A 21,474-nucleotide genomic window follows, 5' to 3' on the forward strand; every position below is an offset into this window, starting at 1 on the left:
AGGATTGCAATACTTCATTTGTTTGCTCGGACGGGCTAGAATACGTCCGCCCGGTCCCGAACTCCCCTTCCACAGGAAGCCACCTGAGTGACGACCACCCGACGCACCCGGATCCCCCAGCACCGCATCGCCGAGACGGTCGCCGCCGAACTGCGGACGCGCATCCTGTCGAGCGACGCCGACTACACCCTCCCCACCCAGGACCACCTGGTGAAGGAGTTCGGAGTCAGCTATCCCTCGATCCGGGAGGCCATCCGCATCCTGGAGACCGAGGGGCTGGTGACCGTCCGCCGCGGAAAGGTCGGCGGCGCCGAAGTCCACCGCCCCGACAAGTCGTCGGCGGCCTACCATCTCGGTCTCGCGCTCCAGGGCGACAAGGTCACGCTGGCGGACCTCGCCGCCGGGCTGCGGATGATGGAGCCGATCTGCGCCTCCGAATGCGCCCGGCGCGAGGACCGGCTGGACGTGGTCGTCCCGGCGCTGCGCGCCAACGTCGAGGAGTGCACCGCGCTGGTCGACGACGGAGTCGCCTTCACCCAGTCCGCCCGCGAGTTCCACGACCTGCTCGTCACCTTCACCCCGAACGCCACCGTCCGCCATGTCGTCGGCAGCCTCGTCGCCCTGTGGTCCGCGCAGGAGGAGGCTTGGGCGGAGGCGCTGACCAGGCGCGGCGAGTACCCCTCCAGGGGCAGGGCGCTCGCGGCCGTCCGCACCCACGACCGGATCGTCGCCGACATCGCCGCCGGACGCGCCGGGGAGGCGGAGCGGGTCGCCTGCGCCCACCTCTCGGCGGCCCAGTCGCTGCTGCTCGACCGGTTCGACGACGGCGTCGTCAACGCCTCGTCGGCCGCCGCCCGCCAGGCGATCCAGTCCAGCCAGCGCTCTCGCGGCTGACGCGCCGGGGGCGCTACCGGGCGGTCCAGCCACCGTCGACCACGATCGTCTGCCCGGTGACGTAGCTTCCGGCGTCCCCGGCGAGCCACACGACGGCACCGACGATGTCATCGGCGTCCCCCTCCTTCGGCAGCGGGGTGTTGCGGCGCAGGTACGCGGCAGCGCGCTCGCTCTCGTACAGCGGGCCGGTGATCTCGCTTCGGAAGAAGCCGGGCGCCACGGTGTTCACCCGGATCGAATGCCGCGCCCACTGCACCGCCAGCTCGGCGGTCAGCCCGGACAGGCCGGCCTTGCTCGCCGCGTACGACGCCTGCGGGATCCCCGGGATGCCGACCCGGCCGCTGATGGACGAGACGTTGACGATCGCGCCCCGGCCGACGGCGCGCATATGGGGGAACGCCGCCTGCGCGAGCAGGAACGGCGCCACCAGGTTCAGGTCCAGGGTCCGGCGGACGGCGTCCAGCGGCTCGTCCTCGGCGCGCTCTTCGGTGAACATGCCGCCCGCCGCGTTCACCAGGATCTCCGGCGGCCCGAGGTCCGCGGCCACCGCCGGGACGACCGAACCGGCCCGCTCGGGATCGGACAGGTCGCAGGCCACGGCGAGACCGTCGATCTCCTTGGCGAGCCCGGCAAGGCGGTCGTGCCTCCGGGCCACCACGGCGACCCTGGCACCCAGCGACGCCAGGGCCCGTGCGACCGAGGCCCCCAGGCCCGAGGACGCGCCGGTCACGATCGCCACCCGGTCGTCGAGATCGAACATCCTCCGCGCGAAGGCATCGCCGTCCGGTGTCACGCGAGCCTCCCTTCGACCGGCCCGTCCTCCGACCGGCCGTCCTTCGACCGGCCGTCCTTCGACCGGCCTGCCTTCGACCGGCCTGCCTTCGACCGGCTGGCCGCGAACCGGCCGGGGACGAGTCCGGGCAGCTCGGCGCGCCGCACCTTGCCCATCGCGTTCACCGGCAGGGCGTCGACCCGGGACCAGATCTCGGGGACCTTGTACGGCGCGAGGTCGCGGCGGCACAGCTCGGCGAGCGCCTCGAAGTCCGGCCGGGGGTTCGAGCTCTCCACCACGGCGGCGACCCTCTGCCCGAGACGGTCGTCGGGTACCCCGCACACCGCGACCCTGGCGACGTCCGGATGCGTCAGGATGACCCGCTCCACCTCCTGCGGGTAGACGTTCGCCCCGCCCCTGATGATGACCAGCTTCTTGCGGTCGAGGACCGTCAGCCAGCCCTCACCGTCCACCGTCCCGACATCACCGGTCGGGACGGGGCCGGGCTCCGGCGGGCGGACGCCGCCCTGCTCCCAGTAGCCGAGCAGCGGCGTCCACAGGCCCGCCCACGGCCCGGAGTCCGTCCCGCTCAACCGCAGCTCGCCCAGCTCACCGGCCGGGAGGCGGCGGCCTTCGTCGTCGTAGGCGGCGACATCGAAGTGCGGCAGCACCCGGCCGCTCGCCCCGGGACGCCACTCCTCCCCCGGCGGGTCGATCGACACCACCGTCGGCGCCTCGGTCAGGCCGTACGTGGTGCGGGGCACCAGCCCGTGCGTCGCGGCGAACGCGTCGCGGACCGCGTCGGGCGTGTCGCCGCCGCCGCTCCACACCTCCCGCAGCGAGCCGAGGTCGAGGTCCGGGCGGGCGGCGAGGTCGTAGAGCTGGGCGGGGGCGCCGTTCCAGACCGTCACGCCCCGCGCCGCGATCCACTCGGCGACCCCCTCCACGTCGCGCCGGTCCATCACGACGGAGCACCCGCCGGCCTGCGCGGTGAGCAGGGTCGACAGCACCATGAGGTTGAGGATCGTCAGCGGGAAGCTGTCGCCCTTGCGCAGCTCGGGCCCCCAGCCCCGGGACGCGACCAGGGCCGCCCCTGGCAGCAGCAGGTTGCGCTGGCTGTGCACGACCGCCTTGGGACGTCCCGAGGTCCCGCTGGTGAACGCGATCCCGGCGGGCGCGTCGACGTCCAGGTCGACCGGCGGGGCCGCCTCGTCCCGGGCCATGAGCCGTGCCCATCGATCGGTGCCGACGCGGCCCGGCGAATCCGGCCGGTAGCGGGGCCCGGCCAGGACGACCGCCGGATCGCAGATGTCGTACAGGTCCCGCTGCTCGCTCTCCGCGAGCGCCTCCCCGATCCCCGCCCACACCGCGCCGATCCGCTGCGCGCCGTGGAACGCCGCCACGATGTGCAAGTCGTTCGGAAGGCAGGCCGCGACACGGTCACCGGGCCGTACGCCCAGCGACCACAGCGCCCCGGCCGCCCGCCGGGCCCGCTCGTCCAGCTCGGCGTACGACCAGGCGCCCGATGCCGCCTCCACCGCCGTGGCGTCCGGACGCGCCGCGAGCGCACCGTCCAGCACCTCGCCGATCGAACCGGGCGGCTTTCTTGGAGTCGTCTTCCCTGGATTCGTCTTCCTTGCATTCATAGGGACCTCGTCACGGTGGGGGCGGCGTCACGATGAGGAGTAGATGCTGTCGGCGATGGCCTCGGCGGAGATGTTCGAAGCCTGGTCGCGGAGGGTGACCCGGCCCCGGTCGAGGACGACGACGTCGTCCGCGATTCCGCCCAGCAGCTCGTCGACGAGCTGCTCGACGAGCAGGATCGCCAGACCGTCCGCACGCAGCTCGTCCAGCAGCTCGAAGACCTGATCGATGATCACCGGTGCCAGCCCCGAGGACGGCTCGTCGACGAGCAGCACCCGGGGCCGGGCGGCCAGCGCCGTGGCGATCGCCAGCATCTGCTGCTGGCCGCCGGACAGCGCCCCCGCCCGGTGACCGCGCCGTCCCGCGAGCGCCGGGAAGCGCTCGTACAGTTCCTCCAGGACCGCCGCCTCGCCACCACCGCGCCGGGACCGGCGTCCGCGCAGGCCCACACGGAGGTTCTCGTGGACGGTCAGGTCCCGGAAGACCTGCTTGCCCTCCTGCACGATCGCCATGCCGCCCCGCACGCGTCTCCACGGCGCCAGGCCGGTGATGTCCCGTCCGTCGAGCACGACGCTCCCCGACCGCGCGGGCAGGAGCCCGCAGATCCCGGACAGCAGCGTCGTCTTGCCGGCCCCGTTCCGGCCGACCAGCGCGGTGATCCTGCCGGGCGCCAGCCGCACCGAGGCCTCCCAGACCGCGACGAGGTCGCCGTACGCCACACGCAGGTCGGCGACATCGAGAGCGGGCCGGGTGTCCGGTGCGTCCTTGGCCGCCGTCATGTCGCGCTCGAATCGAGGTCTGGCTCGGCAGCCGGTCGCTCGCGGCTGCGGCGGCCGAGGTAGCTGTCGATGACGCGCTGGTCGCCGCGGACCTCCTCGGGTGGCCCGGCCGCGATGACGCGGCCGAGTTCCATCACGAAGACCTGGTCGGCCACGTCCATGACGAACGGGACGTTGTGCTCGACCAGCACCACGGTCCCGCCCGCGTCCCGGATCCCGCGCATCAGCATGCCCAGCTCCCGCAGTTCGGTGTCGTCGAGGCCGGCCGCCGGCTCGTCGAGGAGCAGGACGCTCGGCTCACCGGCGACCGACCGCACGACCTCCAGCAGCCGCCGGGTCCCGAGGGGGAGGGACGCCGCGTCCTGACCGGCGGCGTGCCCGAGTCCCGCGAACGACAGCGCCGCGACCGCCGCCTCCCGGTCGGCCTTCCGGACCCGGTAGTGCTTCGGCAGCCGGAGCACGGCCGCCAGGAGACCGATGTTCCCCTTCCGGAACCGGCCGGACTCGACGACCTCCAGGACGCTCATCGACCCTAGCCCGACCGGGGTCTGGAACGTCCGGGCCACGCCGAGCCGGCTGACGTGGTGCGCCCGCAGGCCGGTGAGCCCGCGGCCGTCCAGCTCGATCCGCCCGGCGCCGGCCGGTGTCAGGCCGGAGACGACGTTGAGCAGGGTGGTCTTGCCGGCGCCGTTCGGACCGATGAGCGCGGTGATCGTTCCCGGTTCGGCCGTGAGGTCGACCCCGTCGAGGGCGCGCAGGCCCGCGAAGCTCTTCTCCACCCCGGCCACGGCCAGCCGCTTGCCGGGGACCGGCGGATTCCGGGTGCCGTCCCCGCCTCCGTCCACGCCCCCGCCTCCGCCTCCGCCTTCGATCTCGTCGCCGATGTCGTCCCGCGCGCCCGAGCGAGGGAGCAGCCGGTCGCGGACGTTGCGGGCGAGCCCGGCCAGACCACCCGAGAAGGCCGTCCCGATGACGATGAGGAACACGCCGTAGGCCATCGTCGAGTACTCCTCGAACGACTTCAGCTGCAGCGGCCCGAGCACCAGGACCGCGGCCCCGGCGGGCGCGCCCCACACGCTGGCGGCGCCCCCGACGACGGTCGCGGCTAGCAGCGCGATGAGCGTGTGCAGCGTGAAGGCGTCCGGGCTGAGATAGCCGGTGAGGTAGGTGTAGAGCACTCCGGCCAGTCCGGCGGGAAGCGCGCCGATGACGTAGGCCTGGACGCGCAGCCGGTAGACCGAGCCGCCGAGGGTCTCGGTGAGCGTCGGGCTCGCGGCGAGGATCCGCAGGTGCTGCCCGAAGCGGGAGACGATGAGGTTGCGCAGGAGCAGCAGCCACAGCAGCGTCGTGACGACGGCGACGATGTAGAAGCCGGACCTGTCGAGGGGCTGCCCGAACAGGCTCGGGAACAGGATGCCCGCGAGTCCCTCCGTGCCACCGGTCTCGGACTCGAACAGCTTCACCATCACCGGGATCAGCAGGACGTAGAAGAAGGACACCAGGGCGAGCGCCCACCGGCTCAGGCGAAGGCCCGGGATCCCGGCGAGCAGACCGGTCAGGGCGGCAAGGCAGACCGCGACGGCGAAGCCGAGCAGGATGTCGGTGTGCCCGTGCTGGTACAGGATCCCGCTGATGTAGGCGCCCGACGCGAAGACGGCGATCTGCCCGAGCGCCAGCTCGCCGGCGTAACCGAAGCTCAGGTTCAGGCCGCTGCAGATCAGGGTGTAGATCAAGATCAGCGTGACCTGCTGCTGCCAGTAGCCGCCGAGGCCGAACTGCGGCAGCAGCGCGACCAGCGCGAAGGCCACGACGGCGAGCGCCGGTGTCTCCAGCACGAGGGCGCGCAGCCGCGGGCCCGTGCTCATGCGACCCGTGCTCATACGACCCGTGCTCATACGACCCTCAGCCCGCGATGGCCGAACAGGCCGGTGGGCTTCAGCAGGAGGATCGTCACCAGCAGCCCGAAGAGGATCACCGGCGGGTACTCCGCGCCGAAGTAGCGGCCGGCGAACGCCTGGACGAGCCCCACGGCGACGCCTCCGGCCAGGCAGCCGAGATAGCTCCCGAATCCGCCGAGCGCGAGCGCGACGAAGCCGTAGATCGTGAGCGAGACCGCGGCGGAGACGTCGACGCCGACCTTCGGCGCGACCACCGGCCCCAGCAGGCCCGCCAGGCCGCCGGCCAGCATGAACGCGGTGGTGCGCAGCGCGGCGACGTTCACGCCCTTCGCCTTCGCCGCGTCGGGGTTGTCGGTGGCCGCCCGGCCGCTGAGCCCCCAGGATGTGCGGCCCGACACGAGGTGCATCGCCACCGCCGCGACCGAGGCGGTGGCGACGAGCCAGATGTCCACCGGGGCGAGCTTCCCGCCGAGCAGCGTCACGGTGTCCGTGCCGCCGAAGAACTCCAGCGACTTGGGCGTCCGTCCCCAGGTCGCCGCCAGGACTCCCAGGATGACGACGAAGGCGCCGACCGTGGTGACGAGCACGGCATGGCTGTGCGCTCCGTGGCGGGCGACGACCGGGCGGATGGCGAGCAGCTCCACCAGCAGCCCGATCAGCCCGCACGCGACGGCGCCGGCGGCCGCCGCGATCCACCACGGGAGGTCCAGGTCGGCCATCGTGAACCACGCGAAGAAGCAGCCGAACACCGTGATCTGGCCCTGCGTGAAGTTGAAGATCCCGCTCTGGGCCATCGTGATGTTGTAGCCGACGGCCACCAGCGTGTACACGGCGCCGATCGCCAGCCCCGTCCAGATGGTCGTCATACGCGCGCCTTCAGCGCCGGGTGACTACGCATCGGACGGGACGATCTGCGAGTCCTTCATGCCTCCGTACTGGACGAAAGCCCACCATTCCGGACCGAAGTCCGGGTAGTGGCTCTTCTCCGAGAAGTTCACCGGCCCGAGGAAGTGGGGGATCTGCTCCGGGGTCGCCTTCTCGATCGCGGCGGTCATCTCCGCCGGGTCGGTGCTGTCGGCGAGCTTGGCGGCGTAGGCGGCGAGGATGACGTCGTTGTAGGTGACGACGTAGCTGTTCATGCTGAACGCCAGCTTCCCGCCGGTCTCCTTGCGGATCGCGTCGAAGAAGGACTTGAACCCCGGTGACTTCGTGGTCTCGTGCCCCTGGACGGCGAACGAGACCGACTGCAGCCGCATCCCGTCGTAGGCGCTCACCGGCCCGACCTTCGAGAGGTCGCCGGAGGTGAAGTTCTGGCTCGCGTACGTCGGGACGTCGGGGTCGAGCTTCGTGCGCGCCTGCATGATCGCGGCGGACGGGGGCCCGTAGGAGTCCAGGACCAGGACATCGGGCTCGGAGTCGAGTGCCTGCTGCATCTGGGACGTCGCGTCGACGGCGTTCACCGGCACCGTCACGACGTCGGTGGTGATCCCCTTGGTCGCGAGCACCTCCTTGATGGTCTTGGCGCCCGCCGAGCCCGACTTCTCCGCGGTGATCAGGCTGACCTTCTTGAACCCCTTCCCGGTGAACTCCTCCGCCAGGGAGGCCGCCATCTGGTCCCGGAGGTAGATGGTGCCGAACAGGTGCGGGTACTTCTCCGGGTCGTTCAGGGTGGGCTCCGGCCCGTGCGTCACCATGAACACGTCCGCCTGCGCCAGCAGCGGCGCCGCCGCCATCATCCCGGCGGTGACCATCCCCGGGATCACGGCCTGCGGGCGGCCGTCGGCGACCAGTTCCCTCGCGTGGGTGGCGGCCTGGACCGGGTCGCCGCCGGTGTCGATGACGTTGAGTTCGATGGGCTTGCCGAAGACGCCGCCGTCCGCGTTGACCACGGCGACGGCCGCGCGGGCCCCCTGGGCCATCGCCTGGCCCACCGAGGCGTAGCTCCCGCTCATCCCGAGGAGAGCGTCGATCTTGAACGGCTTGTCGCCGCCCGGCCCGGTGCCGTCCGGAGCCGAGGAGTCGGTTCCCCCGCTGCCGCATGCGGTGGCCGCGGCCATCGTCGTCGCGAGGACGGCGGCCACCAGGCTTCTGCGCAGGGCTCGCATGGTGCCTCCCTCCGCGCGGGTCACGAGCCGCCGCCGGCCGGAGTGTGGCCGAGGATGCCCTTGATCTCCAGGTAGTCGTGGAAGCCGAACTCGCCCCATTCGCGGCCGTTGCCGCTCTTCTTGTAGCCGCCGAACGGGGAACCGAAGTCGAACCCGTCGTTGATCGCGACCGACCCGGCCCGGATCCGGCGGGCGACGGCGCGGGCCTGCTCAAGGTCGGTGCCCGCGACGAACCCGGCGAGGCCGTACTCGGTGTCGTTGGCGATCTCGACGGCGTGGTCAACGTCGTCGTAGGCGAGGATGGTGAGGACGGGCCCGAAGATCTCCTCGCGGGCGATGGTCATGTCGTTGGTGACGTTCGCGAACACGGTCGGCTGGACGTAGAAGCCCTTGCCGAGGCCGTCCGGACGGCCCGGACCGCCGGCGGCCACCGTCGCGCCCTCGTCGATGCCCCGCCGGATCAGCGACTGGATCTTCTCGAACTGGGCGCCGGACACGACCGGGCCGATGGCGAACCCGCCGCCCGGGTCGCCGACCGTGACCCCGGACGCCGTCTCGCGGGCGATGCCGATCGCCTCGTCCATGCGCGCGCGGGGCACGAGCATGCGCGAGGGGGCGCTGCAGGTCTGCCCGGAGTTGACCATCATGGTGCCGACGCCCTTCGCGACGTTCTCGGCGAACGCGTCGTCGTCGAGGACGATGTTGGGGCCCTTGCCGCCCAGTTCCTGCGTCACCCGCTTGACGCCGGGCGCGGCGTTGCGCGCGACCTCGACGCCCGCGCGCACCGAGCCGGTGAAGGAGACCAGGTCCACGCCGGGATGCGCGGACAGCGGCACGCCGACGCCGGGCCCGTCGCCCTGGACGAGGTTGAACACGCCCGGGGGGACGCCGGCGGCGTCCATGATCTCGGCGAAGAGCTGCCCGCTGAACGGCGCGTTCTCCGACGGTTTGAGCACCATCGTGCAGCCGGTCGCCAGCGCCGGGAACACCTTCACGGCGATCTGGTTCAGCGGCCAGTTCCACGGGGTGATCAGGCCGCAGACGCCGATCGGCTCCTTGACGACCAGGGTCTCGCCGCGCTGCTCCTCGAACGAGAAGCCCTCCAGGAGTTCGATCGCCTTCGTCAGGTGCCCGAGCCCGAGGTGCACCTGGAAGCCGCCGGCGAGCGCGGCGGGCGCGCCCATCTCCTCGGTGAGCGCGGCGGCGAGGTCGTCCTTGTGCTTGGAGTAGCCGTCGAGGATGCCGCGCAGCAGGTCGAGGCGGTCCTCGCGGGTGGACTCGGCCCACGCGGGGAAAGCCTTGCGGGCGGCCTCGACCGCCTTGTCCACGTCGGCGGCCGTCCCGGCCGCGACCCGGCCGCAGACCTCCTCGGTCGCCGGGTTCACGACGTCGAAGGTGCCCGCCCCCGCCGGCTCGGTCCCCGCCGGCTCTGTCCCTGCCGGCTCGGTCCACTGGCCTCCGATGTAGAACGTCTTGTACTCGCGCATGACTCGCCCATCTCTTTCTCGAAGTGCATTTCAGTTCGTTCTTCGTTCGGGAGCCGGTCGTATCAGGGCTATTGCGTTACTGCATTCCCTCGGCGTACCAGGTGCGGAATTCGGCGTAGTTGGGCATTTCCTCGGAGTTCGCCTTCGGGTCGACGGCGACGTGGACGACCGCGGTCTTCCCGCTGGCGAAGGCACGCTTGACGGCCGGGGCGATGTCCTCGTCGCGCTCGACGTACTCGCCGTGGCAGCCGAAGCCCTCGCCGACCTTGTCCAGGCGGGTGTTCTTGCTCCAGTGCACGCCGGTCTCGCGCGACCCGGCGCCGAAGGTGCGCTTGTAGACGCCCACTTCGAGGCCCCAGGCGTAGTCGACGGCCACGACGCAGACGAGCGGCAGGTTCATCCGCGCGGCCGTCTCCAGTTCCGCGATGTGGAACATGAAGGACGAGTCCCCGGTGACCAGCATCACCGGCCGCCGCCCGCCGTCGGCGACCGAGGCGCCGACCGCGTACGGCAGGCCGGTGCCCAGGTGCCCGAAGTTCTGGTTCCACAGGACGTCGTGCGGCTTGGCCTGCGAGTACGTCCACTGGTAGATGGTCGTGGCGCCCCCGTCGCGCACCATGATCCCGTCGGCCGGGAACACCTTCGTCGCCTCGACGACCAGGCGCGCGGGATGCACGGGCGACATGCCGGACGGCGCCGTCTCCGCGAGTTCCGCGAGCCGCTTGGCGTCCTGCTCTATCCAGCCGTCGAGCTCCTTGGCGGGCGTGCGCGGCGAGCCGGCGAGGGCGTCGGCGAGCTGCGGGACGATCGCGCGCAGGTCGCCGACGAGCGGGAGGTCGATGGGGCGGTTCACCCCGATCGCCTCGGGGTCCTGCTCGACGAGGAGCCATTTGCGGTTCGCCTCGTTCTCGACCCAGTGCCGCCAGCGTCCGTAGTGGACGGGCTCGCCCAGTTCGGTGCCGATGGCCAGGCACAGGTCCGACTTCACCACCGCCTCGACCGCCGACTGCGAGAAGCCGTACGGCCAGGTGCGGTCCTCCAGGCCCTTGATGTAGGAGGTGCCGCCGGACGTCTGGATGACGGGGCAGGCCATCGCGTCGGCGAGCCGCTTGACCGACTCCCCGGCGCGGGCGGTGTGGACGCCGTGCCCGACGAGCAGGATCGGCTGCTCGGCGGCGCGGATCAGCCGCGCCGCCTCGGCGATCTCGTCCGCTCCCGCGCCCTGCCCGACCAGCCGGTACCTCTCGGGCGGCAGCGCGGGCGGAACGTCCAGCTCCTCCTGGATCACGTGGGACGGGTACTCGATGTAGACCGGCCCGGGGGTACCGGTCAGGGCCTTGCGCAGCCCCTCGCGGATGATCTCGTCGGTCTGGTCGGCGTACTCGATGCTGGCGGCGTACTTCACCGACGGCTCGAACAGCTCGGACTGCTTGACGAACTGGATGCGGCCGCGCCGGACCCGCTGCTCGGTGATGCGGGCGCGCTGGCCGCCGAGGAAGACGACCGGGGAGTTCTCGACCATCGCGCACTGGACGGCGGGCGCCATGTTCGCCATGCCCGGCCCGAGCGTCCCGACGCACACCGCGGCCTTGCCCGTCATGCGCGACACCGCCTCCGCCATGAAACCGGCGGACGCCTCGTGGTGGGGCGCGACCACGTTCCATCCGCGTTCCTCCGCGAGGTGGAACAGGTGGACGAAGTTCGGGTCGGGGATACCGAAGATCGTGTCGATGCCCTCGGCCTCGAAGAGCTGCAGGATGCGCTCGTAGACCTTAACCGGCATGCGTGCCACCCTCCTTGGAGGTGTTCTTCGCGGGGGATTTCGCGATCGCGAAGCTCTTCGCGATGTGGTCGTTGTGGCCCGACGGGACGATCGGCAGGAGCCAGGGGTCGGAGGTGTCGCGGATCGCGTCGATCCGCTCGCCGACCTGCTCGATCGTCCAGGACGGCCGGTACACGCCCGGGGTCTCGGCGACGAAGGCCCGCGCCACGCGGCCCGCGATCGACACCAGCATCTCGCCGGTGATCGAGCAGGACTCGTGCGCGAGCCACCCCACGGCGGGGGCCGCCAGTTCCGGCTCCATGGGCGGGTAGGCCGAGGTGTCGATGCCCCCGGCCATCCGCGTGACGGCGGCGGGAACGATGACGTTGCACTTCACGCCCGCGTCGGCGCCCTCCAGCGCCACCACGTTGGACAGCCCGATGACGCCCGCCTTCGCCATGGCGTAGTTGGCGACCCGGTGGTTGCCGTACAGGCCGCCGATCGACGAGGTGAGGACGACCCGCCCGTATCCCGCCTCGCGCATCCGGGGGAACGCGGCGCGCACGACGTGGAACGCGCCCCGCAGGTGGACGTCCAGGACGGCGTTCAGGTCTTCGTACGTCATCTCGGTCAGCGGCGCGGGCCGGTGGTTCCCGGCGTTGTGGACCAGGACGTCGATCCGGCCGAAGTGGTCGAGCGCCGCCTCGACGATCGCCGTCCCGCCCGCGGACGTCGCGACGGTCTCGGTGCAGGCGACGGCCTCTCCCCCGGCGGCCTTGATCTCCCGGACGACCTCGTCGGCGGGACCCGCGTCGGCGCCGTCGCCGCGCAGGCCGCCGCCCGGGTCGTTGACGACGACCCTGGCGCCGCGCGACGCGAGCAGCAGGGCGTAGGCGCGGCCCAGCCCCCGCCCGGAGCCGGTGACCACGGCGACACGGCCGTCGAATCTCAACTCAGGCGTGCTCACTTCAGGCGTGCTCACTTCAGGCGTGCTCACTTCAGGCGTGCTCACTTCAGCGGGTCTCACCTCAGGCATGGCGACCACCGTCCAGTGCGAGCCCTTCCATCTCGCCCGTGTCGCGCCATGTGCGCAGGACGTCCTCCATGGCGAAGAAGCCGGGCCCGTACGGCTCACCGAGGTGCGAGCGGACGTTCTCCTCGCCCTCGTTGTTGTAGTAGCCGGGGGTGCATTCGCGGACGAAGGCCATGGTGTCCATCGCGTTCTCGGTGATGGTGGTGCACCACTGCTCCTGGGCCTCCGGGGTGGGCTCCACCGTCTCGGCGCCGCGGGCCCGCGCCTCCGCGACGATGTAGGCGATGTGGTCGGCCTGCTGCTCGAACATCGCCGTCGTGCTCGCGGTCACGCCGCCCTGGATGAACCCCGTGAACAGCAGGTTGGGGAAGCCGCGGCTCGTGATGCCGTGCAGGGTGCGGTACCGGTCGGCCCAGTGGTCGTAGAGGGACACGCCGCCGCGTCCGGTGAACGGCTCGATGCCGAGCCGCCGGTCGAGGTCGGTGGTGATCTCGAAGCCGCTGGCGAAGATGATGCAGTCGACCTCGTGCTCCTCGCCGTGCGCGACGATGCCCTTCGCGGTGATGCGCTCGACGCCCTTGGTGGCGGACACGTCCACGAGGGTGACGTTCGGGCGGTTGAAGGTCGGCAGGTACTCGTCGCTGAACCCGGGCCGCTTGCACAGGAAGCGGTAGTAGGGCTTCAGCGCCTCGGCCGTCTCCGGGTCGTCGACGACCTCGTCGACGCGGTCGCGGGTCCGCTGCATCGTCCGGTAGTCCTGGATCTCCCGGAGCTCCACGAACTTCGCGACGTCGGCCAGCGCGGCCCAGCCGCCGGTGGCGTCCAGGTGCGCGGCGAGGTTGCGGCTGACCTCCGTCCACCCGTCGCAGACGAGGTCGGGCTGGCCGGGCGCGAACGCCTCGAACGCCGCGGTGTGGAAGTTGCGCTGCCGCTCCTTCTGCCAGCCCGGCTTCAGCGACTCCGCCCATTCGGGATCGGTCCGCGAGTTGCCGCGCTCGTGGATGTAGGACGGCGTCCGCTGGAAGACGTACAGGTGCTCGGCGGTGCGGGCCAGGTGCGGGATGACCCCGACGCCGGTCGCGCCCGTGCCGATGATGGCGACCTTCTTCCCGGCGAGCCCGTCCATGCCGCCGCTCATGTCGCCGCCGGTGTACTCGTAGTCCCAGCGCGCCGAATGGAACGTGTGCCCCTCGTAGTCGGTGATGCCCGGGATGCCGGGTAGCTTCGGCTTGTTGAACGGCCCCTGGCACATGACGACGAAGCGGGCGCGGATGTCGTCGCCCCGGTTCGTCCCGATCCGCCAGCGGCGGAGCTCCTCGTCCCACTCCAGCGACTCGATCTTGGTGCTGAAGATCGCGCCGTCGTAGAGCCCGAAGTGGCGGCCGATGCGCTGGGCGTGCTCGTAGCACTCCTGCCCGGAGGCGTACTTCTCCGTCGGCATGTAGCCGGTCTCTTCCAGCAGCGGGAGGTAGCAGTAGCTGTCGGTGTCGACCTGGATGCCGGGGTAGCGGTTCCAGTACCAGACCCCGCCGAAGTCGCCGCCCAACTCGACGACCCGGACGTCGCCGACCCCGGCCCGCTTGAGGCGGGCCGCGCAGATGAGCCCCGCGAAGCCGCCGCCGAGCACCGCGACCTCGATGTCGTCCGAGATCGGCTCCCGCGGCACGACCGGCGTGTACGGGTCGGCGTCGTAGAACTCCTCGAAACCGCCCTCGGTCGCCAGGTACTGCCGCTGGCCGTCGGGGCGGAGCCGCTTGTCGCGCTCGGCCAGGTACTTCGCCCGGAGCGCCTCGTGGTCGATCTCCGGGGTCCGTGTTGGTTCACAGGCCGGTTCACAGGCCGGTTCACTGGTCGGTTCGCGGTTCTGCATGCGGGCGTCCTCGGCTCGGGTGATGTCATCGGCTCGGGTGATGTCACAGGAGTCGGCGGGGGGCTGGGACCGGGTCAGGCGAGGTCGGTGGGCTCGCCGGTGCCCATGTACCGCGCGAGGTTGCGGTGCAGGTTCACCACGCTGCGCTCGCGGTACGGGTTGGGCTTGGGACCCGAGAAGGCGCGCGACTTCATGCCCTGCTGGACGGCCGCCATGTTGGAGAAGTCCTGCGGCAGGACGGTCCGCCAGCCCGGGTCGTCCACCGGCGTGTGGACCCACTCGGTCTCCGGCTCCCCGCCGGGCGGGAACAGCTCGAACACGGCGGCTTCGAAGATGCACTTGTCCGGGTCGTGGCCGTACGGGCGGAACCGGTAGCAGAGCATGTTGTTCAGCGCGTGGCCGATCTGGAAGTTGGGGAAGATCTGCCAGGCGGTGCCGGCCTTGGCCACCGCCTCCGGCGGGACGGTCGGCCAGAACACGCCGCGCTCGGCGTCCTTCTTGCGGGCCGAGTCCAGCCAGGCCCGCAGCACCTCGGGGCCGGGGGTGCCCTCCGGGACGTCGTCGACGAGTTCCCGCGCGGCCTGCACGAGCGTCCAGGTGGTGTTGGTGTTGGCGTTCTCCCAGGTGAAGTTCTGCAGTTCGGCCGTCGCCTTGCGCGGGTCGTCGCCCTCACCGAGCCGGACCTTGGCCTGGTTCTCGTCCATGTTCTTGGGCGCGTCGTAGCCGATGTTGCTGTGCCTGCCCTGCGCCCTGGCCCAGCCGAGGAAACCGCCGTACCTCCGGAACTCGGGGTGGGTGTAGGGGACGTGGTAGGTCTCCATGAACGCCTCGAAGGCGACCTTCCAGTTGCAGTCGAAGACCAGCCAGCGCCGCCACCGGTAGCGCATGTTCTCCAGCTGGAACGGGTCCAGCAGGCTCGCGGCCGGTTCGAGGTAGTCGCGCAGGGGCTCGCAGTCCGGGTCCAGGTTGATCCAGATCCAGCCGCCCCAGGTGCCGATGTTCACCTGCTTCAGGCTGATCCGCTCGTCGGTCAGCCCGCACGGCCAGTCCTCGCGCTCGGGGACGTGGGTGCATTCCCCGTCGGTGTTGTACCGCCACCCGTGGAAGCCGCAGACGAACTGGCGGCCGTGGCCGCGGGCGTCGTGCGCGCCGGGCGGGACGTCGACGAGCCGCCGGCCCCGGTGGGAGCAGACGTTGTGGTAGGCGCGGAACCGGTCCTTCGCGGTGCGTACCACGATGACGGAGTCGTCGAGGATGTCGTAGGTGAGCCAGTCGCCGACCTCGGGCACCTCCTCGACGCGGGCGACCTGCTGCCACACCTTGGCCCACAGCCTGTCGCCCTCGGCCCTGGCGTACTCCTCGGAGACGTAGGCCTCCACGCCGATCGTCATCGGCTCCGACAGCGGTTCGGCCGAGGCCGCCGCCTGCGTGTTCTCCGCCGACTGTGCCTTCTCCGCCGACTGGGTGTTCTCCAGAGTCTCGCTCATGACTTTCTCCAACCCGGGGTGATCTGGGTGGCTGTACGGGGTCAGCTCGTGATGGCCGCGCGGAACGATTCGTCCTTGAGGAAGAGGGAGGTGTTGTCGGCGCCCAGGTGGGTCCACTTGAGGTTGAGACCGCCGTCGACCAGAAGGGTCTGCCCGGTGATGTAGGTGGACAGGTCCGACAGCAGGAACAGGATCGCGCCCGCCTGCTCCTCCGGGCGGCCGCGCCTGCCCATGGCGATGGCGCGGCGGTCGCGTTCCTCGTCCTTGTCGACATAGGTCGCCGAGGCCGGTGTCTCGGTGACGCCGGGCGCGACGGCGTTCACCCGGATGCCGTCCAGGGCCAGCTCCACCGCCATCGTGCGGGTCGCGGCCACCAGCGCGGCCTTGGCCGTGCCGTAGGCGATGTGGAACGGCGCGGTGTTCATGCCGCTGATCGACGACAGCGAGACGATCGAGCCCGGCCGGCCCCGCTCCTTCAGTTCCGCGGCGACCGCCTGGCTCATGAAGAACATCGATTCGAGGTTCCACGCGGACAGTTCGCGCCAGTCCTTCCTGGTGACGCGGGTCGCCGGCATCCAGGTCGCCGGTGCGGCACCGCCCGCGATGTTGACGAGCCCGTGCAGGTCGCCGCCGGTCTCGGCCACCCGGTCCATCACGGTCGCGATGCCCTCGTCGGTGGACGCGTCGGCCGCGACCGGGACGACCGACAGGCCCTCCGCGGCCAGGGGCGCGACGTGTTCGTCGAGGTTCTCCTGGGACCGGCTCACGCCGATCACGGTCGCGCCGGCACGGGCGACCATGGTCGTCACCGTCGTGCCGATGCCGCCGCCACCCGCGCCGGAGACGACGACGACGCGGCCCTCCAGCCCCAGGAAGTCATGCTGCATGATCGTTTTCACCCTTCCTTGCGGAGTGCCAGGACGCTGCCGTCGGCGTCGGCGGAGACGTAGAGGGTGCCGTCGGGCCCGGCGGCGATGCCCGCGAACAGGCCCTGCGGCCCGGAGAACGGCGGCAGGCCCTTGAGCGGCTGGGGATCCACCCCGGGCGGCGGGCCGACCGGCAGGTCGCGGGCGATGGTGGTGCGGGCCTTGGTGCCGAGGTCGACGCCGATGAGCGTCTTGGCGCCCGCGTCCACGATCGAGAGCGTGCCGCCGCGGACGAGGATGCCCTGCGGCGTCTCCAGCCCGTCCACGACGGTGTCGGTGTTGTTAGCCGACGGGCCGGAGCCGGTGATCGAGACGACCCGCCCGGCGCCGGACTCGGAGACCAGGCAGGTGCCGTCCGCGCCGAACGCCACGCCCATCGGCCGGTCCAGCCCGGAGGCCAGGGTCGTCACCTCGCCGCCGCGCACCGACACCACGCGGCCGGTGCCCAGCTCGGCGGCCACCACCGCGCCGCCGGGCGCGACCGCGACGCCGTAGAGCTGGTCGAACGGTTCGGTCTCCCCGGCCAGCACCTCGTGCTCGCCGGCCGCGGGCGTCCACCGCGCGATCTGGCCGTTGGACGTGGTGACGACGAACGCGCCCTCGCCCGCGGCGGTCACCCCGCGGACGTAGCCGGGCCAGCCGGGGCTGAAGAGCATGCCGAGCATCCGCAGCCCGCCGCCGGGCGGGAGCGCGTGGAAGTAGGTGCCGTCGGCGACGTAGAGGGTCCCGTCGTCCCCGACGGTGAGGTCCAGGGGCCAAGTCAGGCCCTCCGGCAGGACCGCGCGCGTCCGGCCCCCGCCGAGGATCTCCGTGATCTGCCCGGTGAAGCTGGAGACGAACAGGCGGTCCCCCACGAACGTCAGGTTGTCAAGGCCGGGGGCGATGGTCGCCAGGACGGTGCGCTCGCCGCTGCGGGGGTCGATCCGCAGCACCTCGCCGCTGCCGACCTGCGTGGAGACGATGAAGCCTTCGGCGTCGAACTTCACCGCGTCCGGGACGCCGAGGTCCCCCACGACCCGCTCCGGCTCCCCGCCGTCCGGGTCGATCCGCCAGATGTCGTTGGTGCCGAGCATCGGGTAGTACAACCTGCCGTCCGGCCCGACCTCCATCGCGTTGGGCATCGGCAGGTTCTCCAGCAGGACCTTGGGCGCGCCGCCGTCGAGGTCGAGTTCCATCAGGCGCCCGCCGATCCGGCACTCGTTCACGAACAGCCGGCCCTGGTGGAAGGTGATGCCGTTCGCGCCGGGCAGGTCGTCGCGCAGCACCCGCACGGCGCCGCCGGTACCGCGCACGCTCACGCGCCCGTCGTAGTACTCGGTGATGTAGAGGTCGCCGTGGGGGCCGAAGGCCACGTCGTCGGGTGCGACGACTGCGGTGCCCTGCGCGCTGACGGTCTCCAGCGCGCCGGTGTCCACGTCGAGCGCGCTGATCTGGCTGCCCGCGACCTGCGCCACGTAGATCCGGCCGTCCGGGCCGGTGCGCAGGCCGTTCGCGCCGAACAGGCGGCTCGGCGGGGTGAGCCGCTCCAGGCTCCACCCTTCGCCGAGGCCGACCGGCGTAGCGGCGGCGTAGCGCGTCTCTGAGATCGACATCAGACCTACTCCCAGCAACAGACCGACTCCCGCAACAGACCGGCCCCCAGCACAGACCGACCCCCGGCACAGACCGGCTCCCAGCAGCCTTGCCGTTGGACGGTAGGAGGCTTTTCATGTGATGAGAATCGGATACTCATCACCGGGGAGGCTAGCTCTGGCAGAAGGTGAACGCAATAGTTCTTAATCCTTGCAATGATGACGAGGTCGTGTCTACGATGCGGCACGGCAAGCGACAACCGGAGGTGCCAGTGGCCGAGCTCGACCTCTCCGACGTCGATCACCGCGTGGGCAAGCCGATCGGCGGCGGGCAGCTGTGGGATCCGTGCAGCTCGTCCGACATCCGCCGCTGGGTGATGGCGATGGACTACCCCAACCCCCTGCACTGGGACGAGGAGTTCGCCCGCGAGTCCGGGTTCGGGGGGCTCGTCGCGCCGCAGTCCATGGCGGTGGCGCTGGACTACGGGCACGGCGCCGCGCCCGCCTGCGTGGGGCACATCCCGGGCAGCCACCTGATCTTCGGTGGCGAGGAGTGGTGGTTCTACGGCGCCCGGATCCGTCCCGGCGACAAGCTGTTCCAGGAGCGCCGCTTCCACGACTACAAGGTGACCGAGACCGAGTTCGCCGGGCCCACGATGTTCTCGCGCGGCGACACCACCCACACCGACCAGCGCGGCACCCTCGTCGCCCGCGAGCGCTCCACCGCGATCCGCTACCTCTACGACGAGGCGCGCAAGCGCGGCATGTTCGAGAGCCGGCTCGGCGAGATCAGGCGCTGGACGGCCGGCGAGCTGGCCGAGATCGAGAAGCTGCGCCGGACGTGGCTCGAATCCGGCCGGGCGGGCGTCTCACCGCACTTCGAGGAGGTGCGGGTCGGCGACCGGCTGCCGCGCCGCGTGATCGGCCCGCACAGCATCGCGACCTTCACCACCGAGTACCGGGCCTTCCTCTTCAACATCTGGGGCACCTTCCACTGGACCGCCCCATCCGGCGTCGACGACCCCTGGATCAACCAGGACCCCGGCTGGGGCGAGGACTTCCGGTTCGACGAGGAAGACGCCATGATCGACCCGCGCAAGCGGGACGGGCTGTACGTCGGGCCCTCGCGCGGCCACATCGACGCCGACCGGGCGAGCGAGGTCGGCATGGCCCGCGCCTACGGCTACGGCGCCACGATGGGCGCCTGGTGCACCGACTACCTCGCCTACTGGGCCGGCCACGACGGCCTGGTCCGCCACACCAAGGCGGACTTCCGCGGGCCCGCGTTCGAGGGCGACGTCACCTACTTCGACGCCGAGGTCGCCGGCAAGGACACCGAGTCGGCCTGGGGTACGCCGCTCGTCCAGGTGAAGCTGCGCCTCACCAACCAGGACGGCGATGTGCTGGTGACCTGCACCGCCGAAGTGGAACTGCCGTTCTGACCGGAAGGGCCCAGCGAGGAGCCGACAGATGAACGCTGCGACGAGCACAGAGACCACACGGGACCTCTCGATCGTGTCGGGTCCGCCGCTGAGCGAGGAGCAGGGGCTCGGATCGCTCACCCTCCCCGGCTTCCTGCGGGAGGTCACGGCCACCTACGGGGAACGCGAGGCGGTCGTCCACCGCACCGCCGACGGCACCGCCGCCGGCGGCGCCGACAGTGCCGCCGCTATCCGCTGGTCTTACACCGACCTTTGGGAACGCGCCGTCGAGGTGGCCCGCGCCCTGCGCGCCTGCGGCGTGGGCAAGGACAGCCGCGTCGGCGTCCTGATGACGAACCGGCCCGAGTGGCTCTCGGCGGTGTTCGGGACCTCGCTCGCCGGCGGCGTGGCCGTCACGCTCAGCACCTTCTCCACACAGCCGGAGCTGGACCATCTGCTCCAGGTCTCCGGCGCCTCGGTGCTGCTCTTCGAGCGCACGGTCCTGAAGACCGACTTTGCGACCGTTCTGAAGGATCTGGCCCCGGAGACCGGCACGGCGGAGCCCGGTGCGCTGCGATCGGCGCGCTACCCCTACCTGCGCCACCTCGCGATGGTCGGCGACGCGATGCCGGGCGGGACGATCGACACCTGGGACGCCTTCCTCGCACGCGGCCACGGCGAGCCCCGCGAACTGGTCGAGGCGACCGCCGGGACGGTGCGGCCGAGCGACGCCGCCGTGCTGTTCTTCTCCTCCGGCTCGACGAGCAAGCCGAAGGGCGTGCTGAGCGCCCATCGCGGCGTCGCCGTCCAGATGTGGCGCTTCCGCCGCATGTACGGGTTCGGGCCGGAGGACGAGGTGCGGAACTGGTCGGCCAACGGCTTCTTCTGGTCCGGCAACTTCGGCATGTCGGTCGGCTCGACCCTCGCCGCCGGCGGCGCGCTCGTCCTGCAGAGCACGTTCGACGCCGCCGAGGCGCTCGAACTCATGGAGGCCGAACGGGTCAACTTCCCGTTCGCCTGGCCCCACCAATGGGCACAGCTCGAAGCCGCGCCCAACTGGGCGGACGTGGACCTCAGCAGCATGCGGTTCGTCGACCACACCACCCCGGTAGCGCGCCACCCGACCGTCACCGCCGTGTGGCACGAACCCGGCCACGCCTACGGCAACACCGAAACCTTCACGATCACCACCTGCTATCCGGCCGACACCCCCGACGAGGTGACCGGCGGCAGCAGCGGCGTGGCGCTCCCCGGCGTGACACTCAAGATCGTGGACCCGCTCACCGGCGTGGTCGCCCCACGCGGCGACCGCGGCGAGATCTGCGTCAAGGGGCCCACGCTCATGCTGGGCTACATCGGCACCCCCCTCGACGAGACCCTCGACGCCGAAGGCTTCCTCCGCACCGGCGACGGCGGCTACCTCGACGGCACCGGCCGCCTCTTCTGGGAAGGCCGCCTCACCGACATCATCAAGACAGGCGGCGCGAACGTCTCACCGCGCGAGGTCGACGAGACGCTCACCGTCCACCCCGGCGTGAAGGTCGCCCACACCGTCGGTCTTGCGCACGAGACCCTCGGCGAGATAGTCGTGACCTGCGTCGTCCCGCACGAGGGCGCCGCCCCCGACGCCGAGGAGCTGCGTGCCTACCTGCGTGAACGGCTGGCGAGCTACAAGGTCCCGCGCCATGTGCTCTTCTTCCGCGAGGACGAGATCGGCCTCACCGGCAGCGCCAAGATCAAGTCCAGCGACGTCCGGGAACTGGCCACCGAGCGGCTCGGCTCCTGAGCGGAAGGCATCCCGTGCCTGACCCTACGCCGCCTGTCC

16 protein-coding genes are annotated in these 21,474 nt (G+C 71.4%); 3 read left to right on the forward strand and 13 right to left on the reverse strand.

The genetic code is table 11. The features are described from left to right. Window positions 1–87 precede the first annotated feature (87 nt). Window positions 88–894 (forward strand): GntR family transcriptional regulator, encoded by an 807-nt coding sequence (locus E1285_RS06905; RefSeq protein ID WP_132149253.1) that lies wholly within the window; start codon window positions 88–90, stop codon window positions 892–894. Between the two features lie 13 nt (window positions 895–907). Here the strand turns inward: E1285_RS06905 and E1285_RS06910 are convergent, their stop codons facing one another. From E1285_RS06910 to E1285_RS06970, 13 genes are all read right to left on the reverse strand, one after another. Then, entirely contained in the window at window positions 908–1,687 is a 780-nt protein-coding gene (locus tag E1285_RS06910) for an SDR family oxidoreductase (protein ID WP_207946451.1), read from the reverse strand. After that, the gene (locus tag E1285_RS06915; RefSeq protein ID WP_132149255.1) at window positions 1,684–3,312 is read right to left on the reverse strand and encodes a class I adenylate-forming enzyme family protein; all 1,629 of its coding nucleotides are present in this window, start codon (window positions 3,310–3,312) and stop codon (window positions 1,684–1,686) included. The genes E1285_RS06910 and E1285_RS06915 overlap by 4 nt, the downstream gene beginning before the upstream one ends. A gap of 27 nt (window positions 3,313–3,339) precedes the next feature. Further along, complete coding sequence (locus tag E1285_RS06920) at window positions 3,340–4,089, reverse strand: ABC transporter ATP-binding protein (protein WP_132149257.1); 750 nt, start codon at window positions 4,087–4,089, stop codon at window positions 3,340–3,342. Next, entirely contained in the window at window positions 4,086–5,954 is a 1,869-nt protein-coding gene (locus E1285_RS06925) for a branched-chain amino acid ABC transporter ATP-binding protein/permease (RefSeq protein WP_165966490.1), read from the reverse strand. Before E1285_RS06925 ends, E1285_RS06920 begins: the two co-directional genes overlap by 4 nt. Before the next feature lie 26 nt (window positions 5,955–5,980). After that, on the reverse strand, window positions 5,981–6,853 hold the full coding sequence (locus tag E1285_RS06930; protein ID WP_132149261.1) for a branched-chain amino acid ABC transporter permease: 873 nt from the start codon (window positions 6,851–6,853) through the stop codon (window positions 5,981–5,983). Between the two features lie 24 nt (window positions 6,854–6,877). Further along, window positions 6,878–8,092 carry an ABC transporter substrate-binding protein gene (locus E1285_RS06935; protein ID WP_165966491.1) on the reverse strand — a complete coding sequence of 405 codons (1,215 nt, stop codon included), beginning with the start codon at window positions 8,090–8,092 and terminating at the stop codon, window positions 6,878–6,880. Window positions 8,093–8,112: 20 nt separating this feature from the next. Further along, a complete protein-coding gene (locus E1285_RS06940) occupies window positions 8,113–9,579 on the reverse strand; it encodes an aldehyde dehydrogenase family protein (protein WP_132149265.1) in 1,467 nt (488 codons plus the stop codon). 76 nt (window positions 9,580–9,655) lie between these two features. Beyond that, on the reverse strand, window positions 9,656–11,362 hold the full coding sequence (locus tag E1285_RS06945; RefSeq protein WP_132149267.1) for a thiamine pyrophosphate-binding protein: 1,707 nt from the start codon (window positions 11,360–11,362) through the stop codon (window positions 9,656–9,658). Further along, window positions 11,352–12,308 (reverse strand): SDR family NAD(P)-dependent oxidoreductase, encoded by a 957-nt coding sequence (locus E1285_RS06950; protein WP_207946452.1) that lies wholly within the window; start codon window positions 12,306–12,308, stop codon window positions 11,352–11,354. Before E1285_RS06950 ends, E1285_RS06945 begins: the two co-directional genes overlap by 11 nt. Before the next feature lie 61 nt (window positions 12,309–12,369). Further along, window positions 12,370–14,244: an NAD(P)/FAD-dependent oxidoreductase gene (locus E1285_RS06955; protein ID WP_132149271.1), complete on the reverse strand. Its 1,875-nt coding sequence runs from the start codon at window positions 14,242–14,244 to the stop codon at window positions 12,370–12,372. 74 nt (window positions 14,245–14,318) lie between these two features. Beyond that, window positions 14,319–15,731 carry an aromatic ring-hydroxylating dioxygenase subunit alpha gene (locus E1285_RS06960; protein WP_132149273.1) on the reverse strand — a complete coding sequence of 471 codons (1,413 nt, stop codon included), beginning with the start codon at window positions 15,729–15,731 and terminating at the stop codon, window positions 14,319–14,321. A 41-nt stretch (window positions 15,732–15,772) separates the two neighbouring features. Continuing rightward, window positions 15,773–16,618: an SDR family oxidoreductase gene (locus tag E1285_RS06965; protein WP_132149275.1), complete on the reverse strand. Its 846-nt coding sequence runs from the start codon at window positions 16,616–16,618 to the stop codon at window positions 15,773–15,775. A gap of 8 nt (window positions 16,619–16,626) precedes the next feature. Continuing rightward, the gene (locus E1285_RS06970; protein WP_132149277.1) at window positions 16,627–18,249 is read right to left on the reverse strand and encodes an SMP-30/gluconolactonase/LRE family protein; all 1,623 of its coding nucleotides are present in this window, start codon (window positions 18,247–18,249) and stop codon (window positions 16,627–16,629) included. 251 nt (window positions 18,250–18,500) lie between these two features. Here E1285_RS06970 and E1285_RS06975 point away from each other — a divergent pair, with 251 nt between their 5' ends. Both E1285_RS06975 and E1285_RS06980 read left to right on the forward strand, forming a co-directional pair. Then, window positions 18,501–19,670: a MaoC family dehydratase N-terminal domain-containing protein gene (locus tag E1285_RS06975; protein WP_207946453.1), complete on the forward strand. Its 1,170-nt coding sequence runs from the start codon at window positions 18,501–18,503 to the stop codon at window positions 19,668–19,670. Window positions 19,671–19,698: 28 nt separating this feature from the next. After that, window positions 19,699–21,435 carry an AMP-binding protein gene (locus E1285_RS06980; RefSeq protein WP_132149279.1) on the forward strand — a complete coding sequence of 579 codons (1,737 nt, stop codon included), beginning with the start codon at window positions 19,699–19,701 and terminating at the stop codon, window positions 21,433–21,435. Window positions 21,436–21,474 lie beyond the last annotated feature (39 nt).

It is taken from the genome of Actinomadura sp. 7K507 (assembly GCF_004348425.1).
Taxonomy (GTDB): Bacteria; Actinomycetota; Actinomycetes; order Streptosporangiales; family Streptosporangiaceae; genus Spirillospora.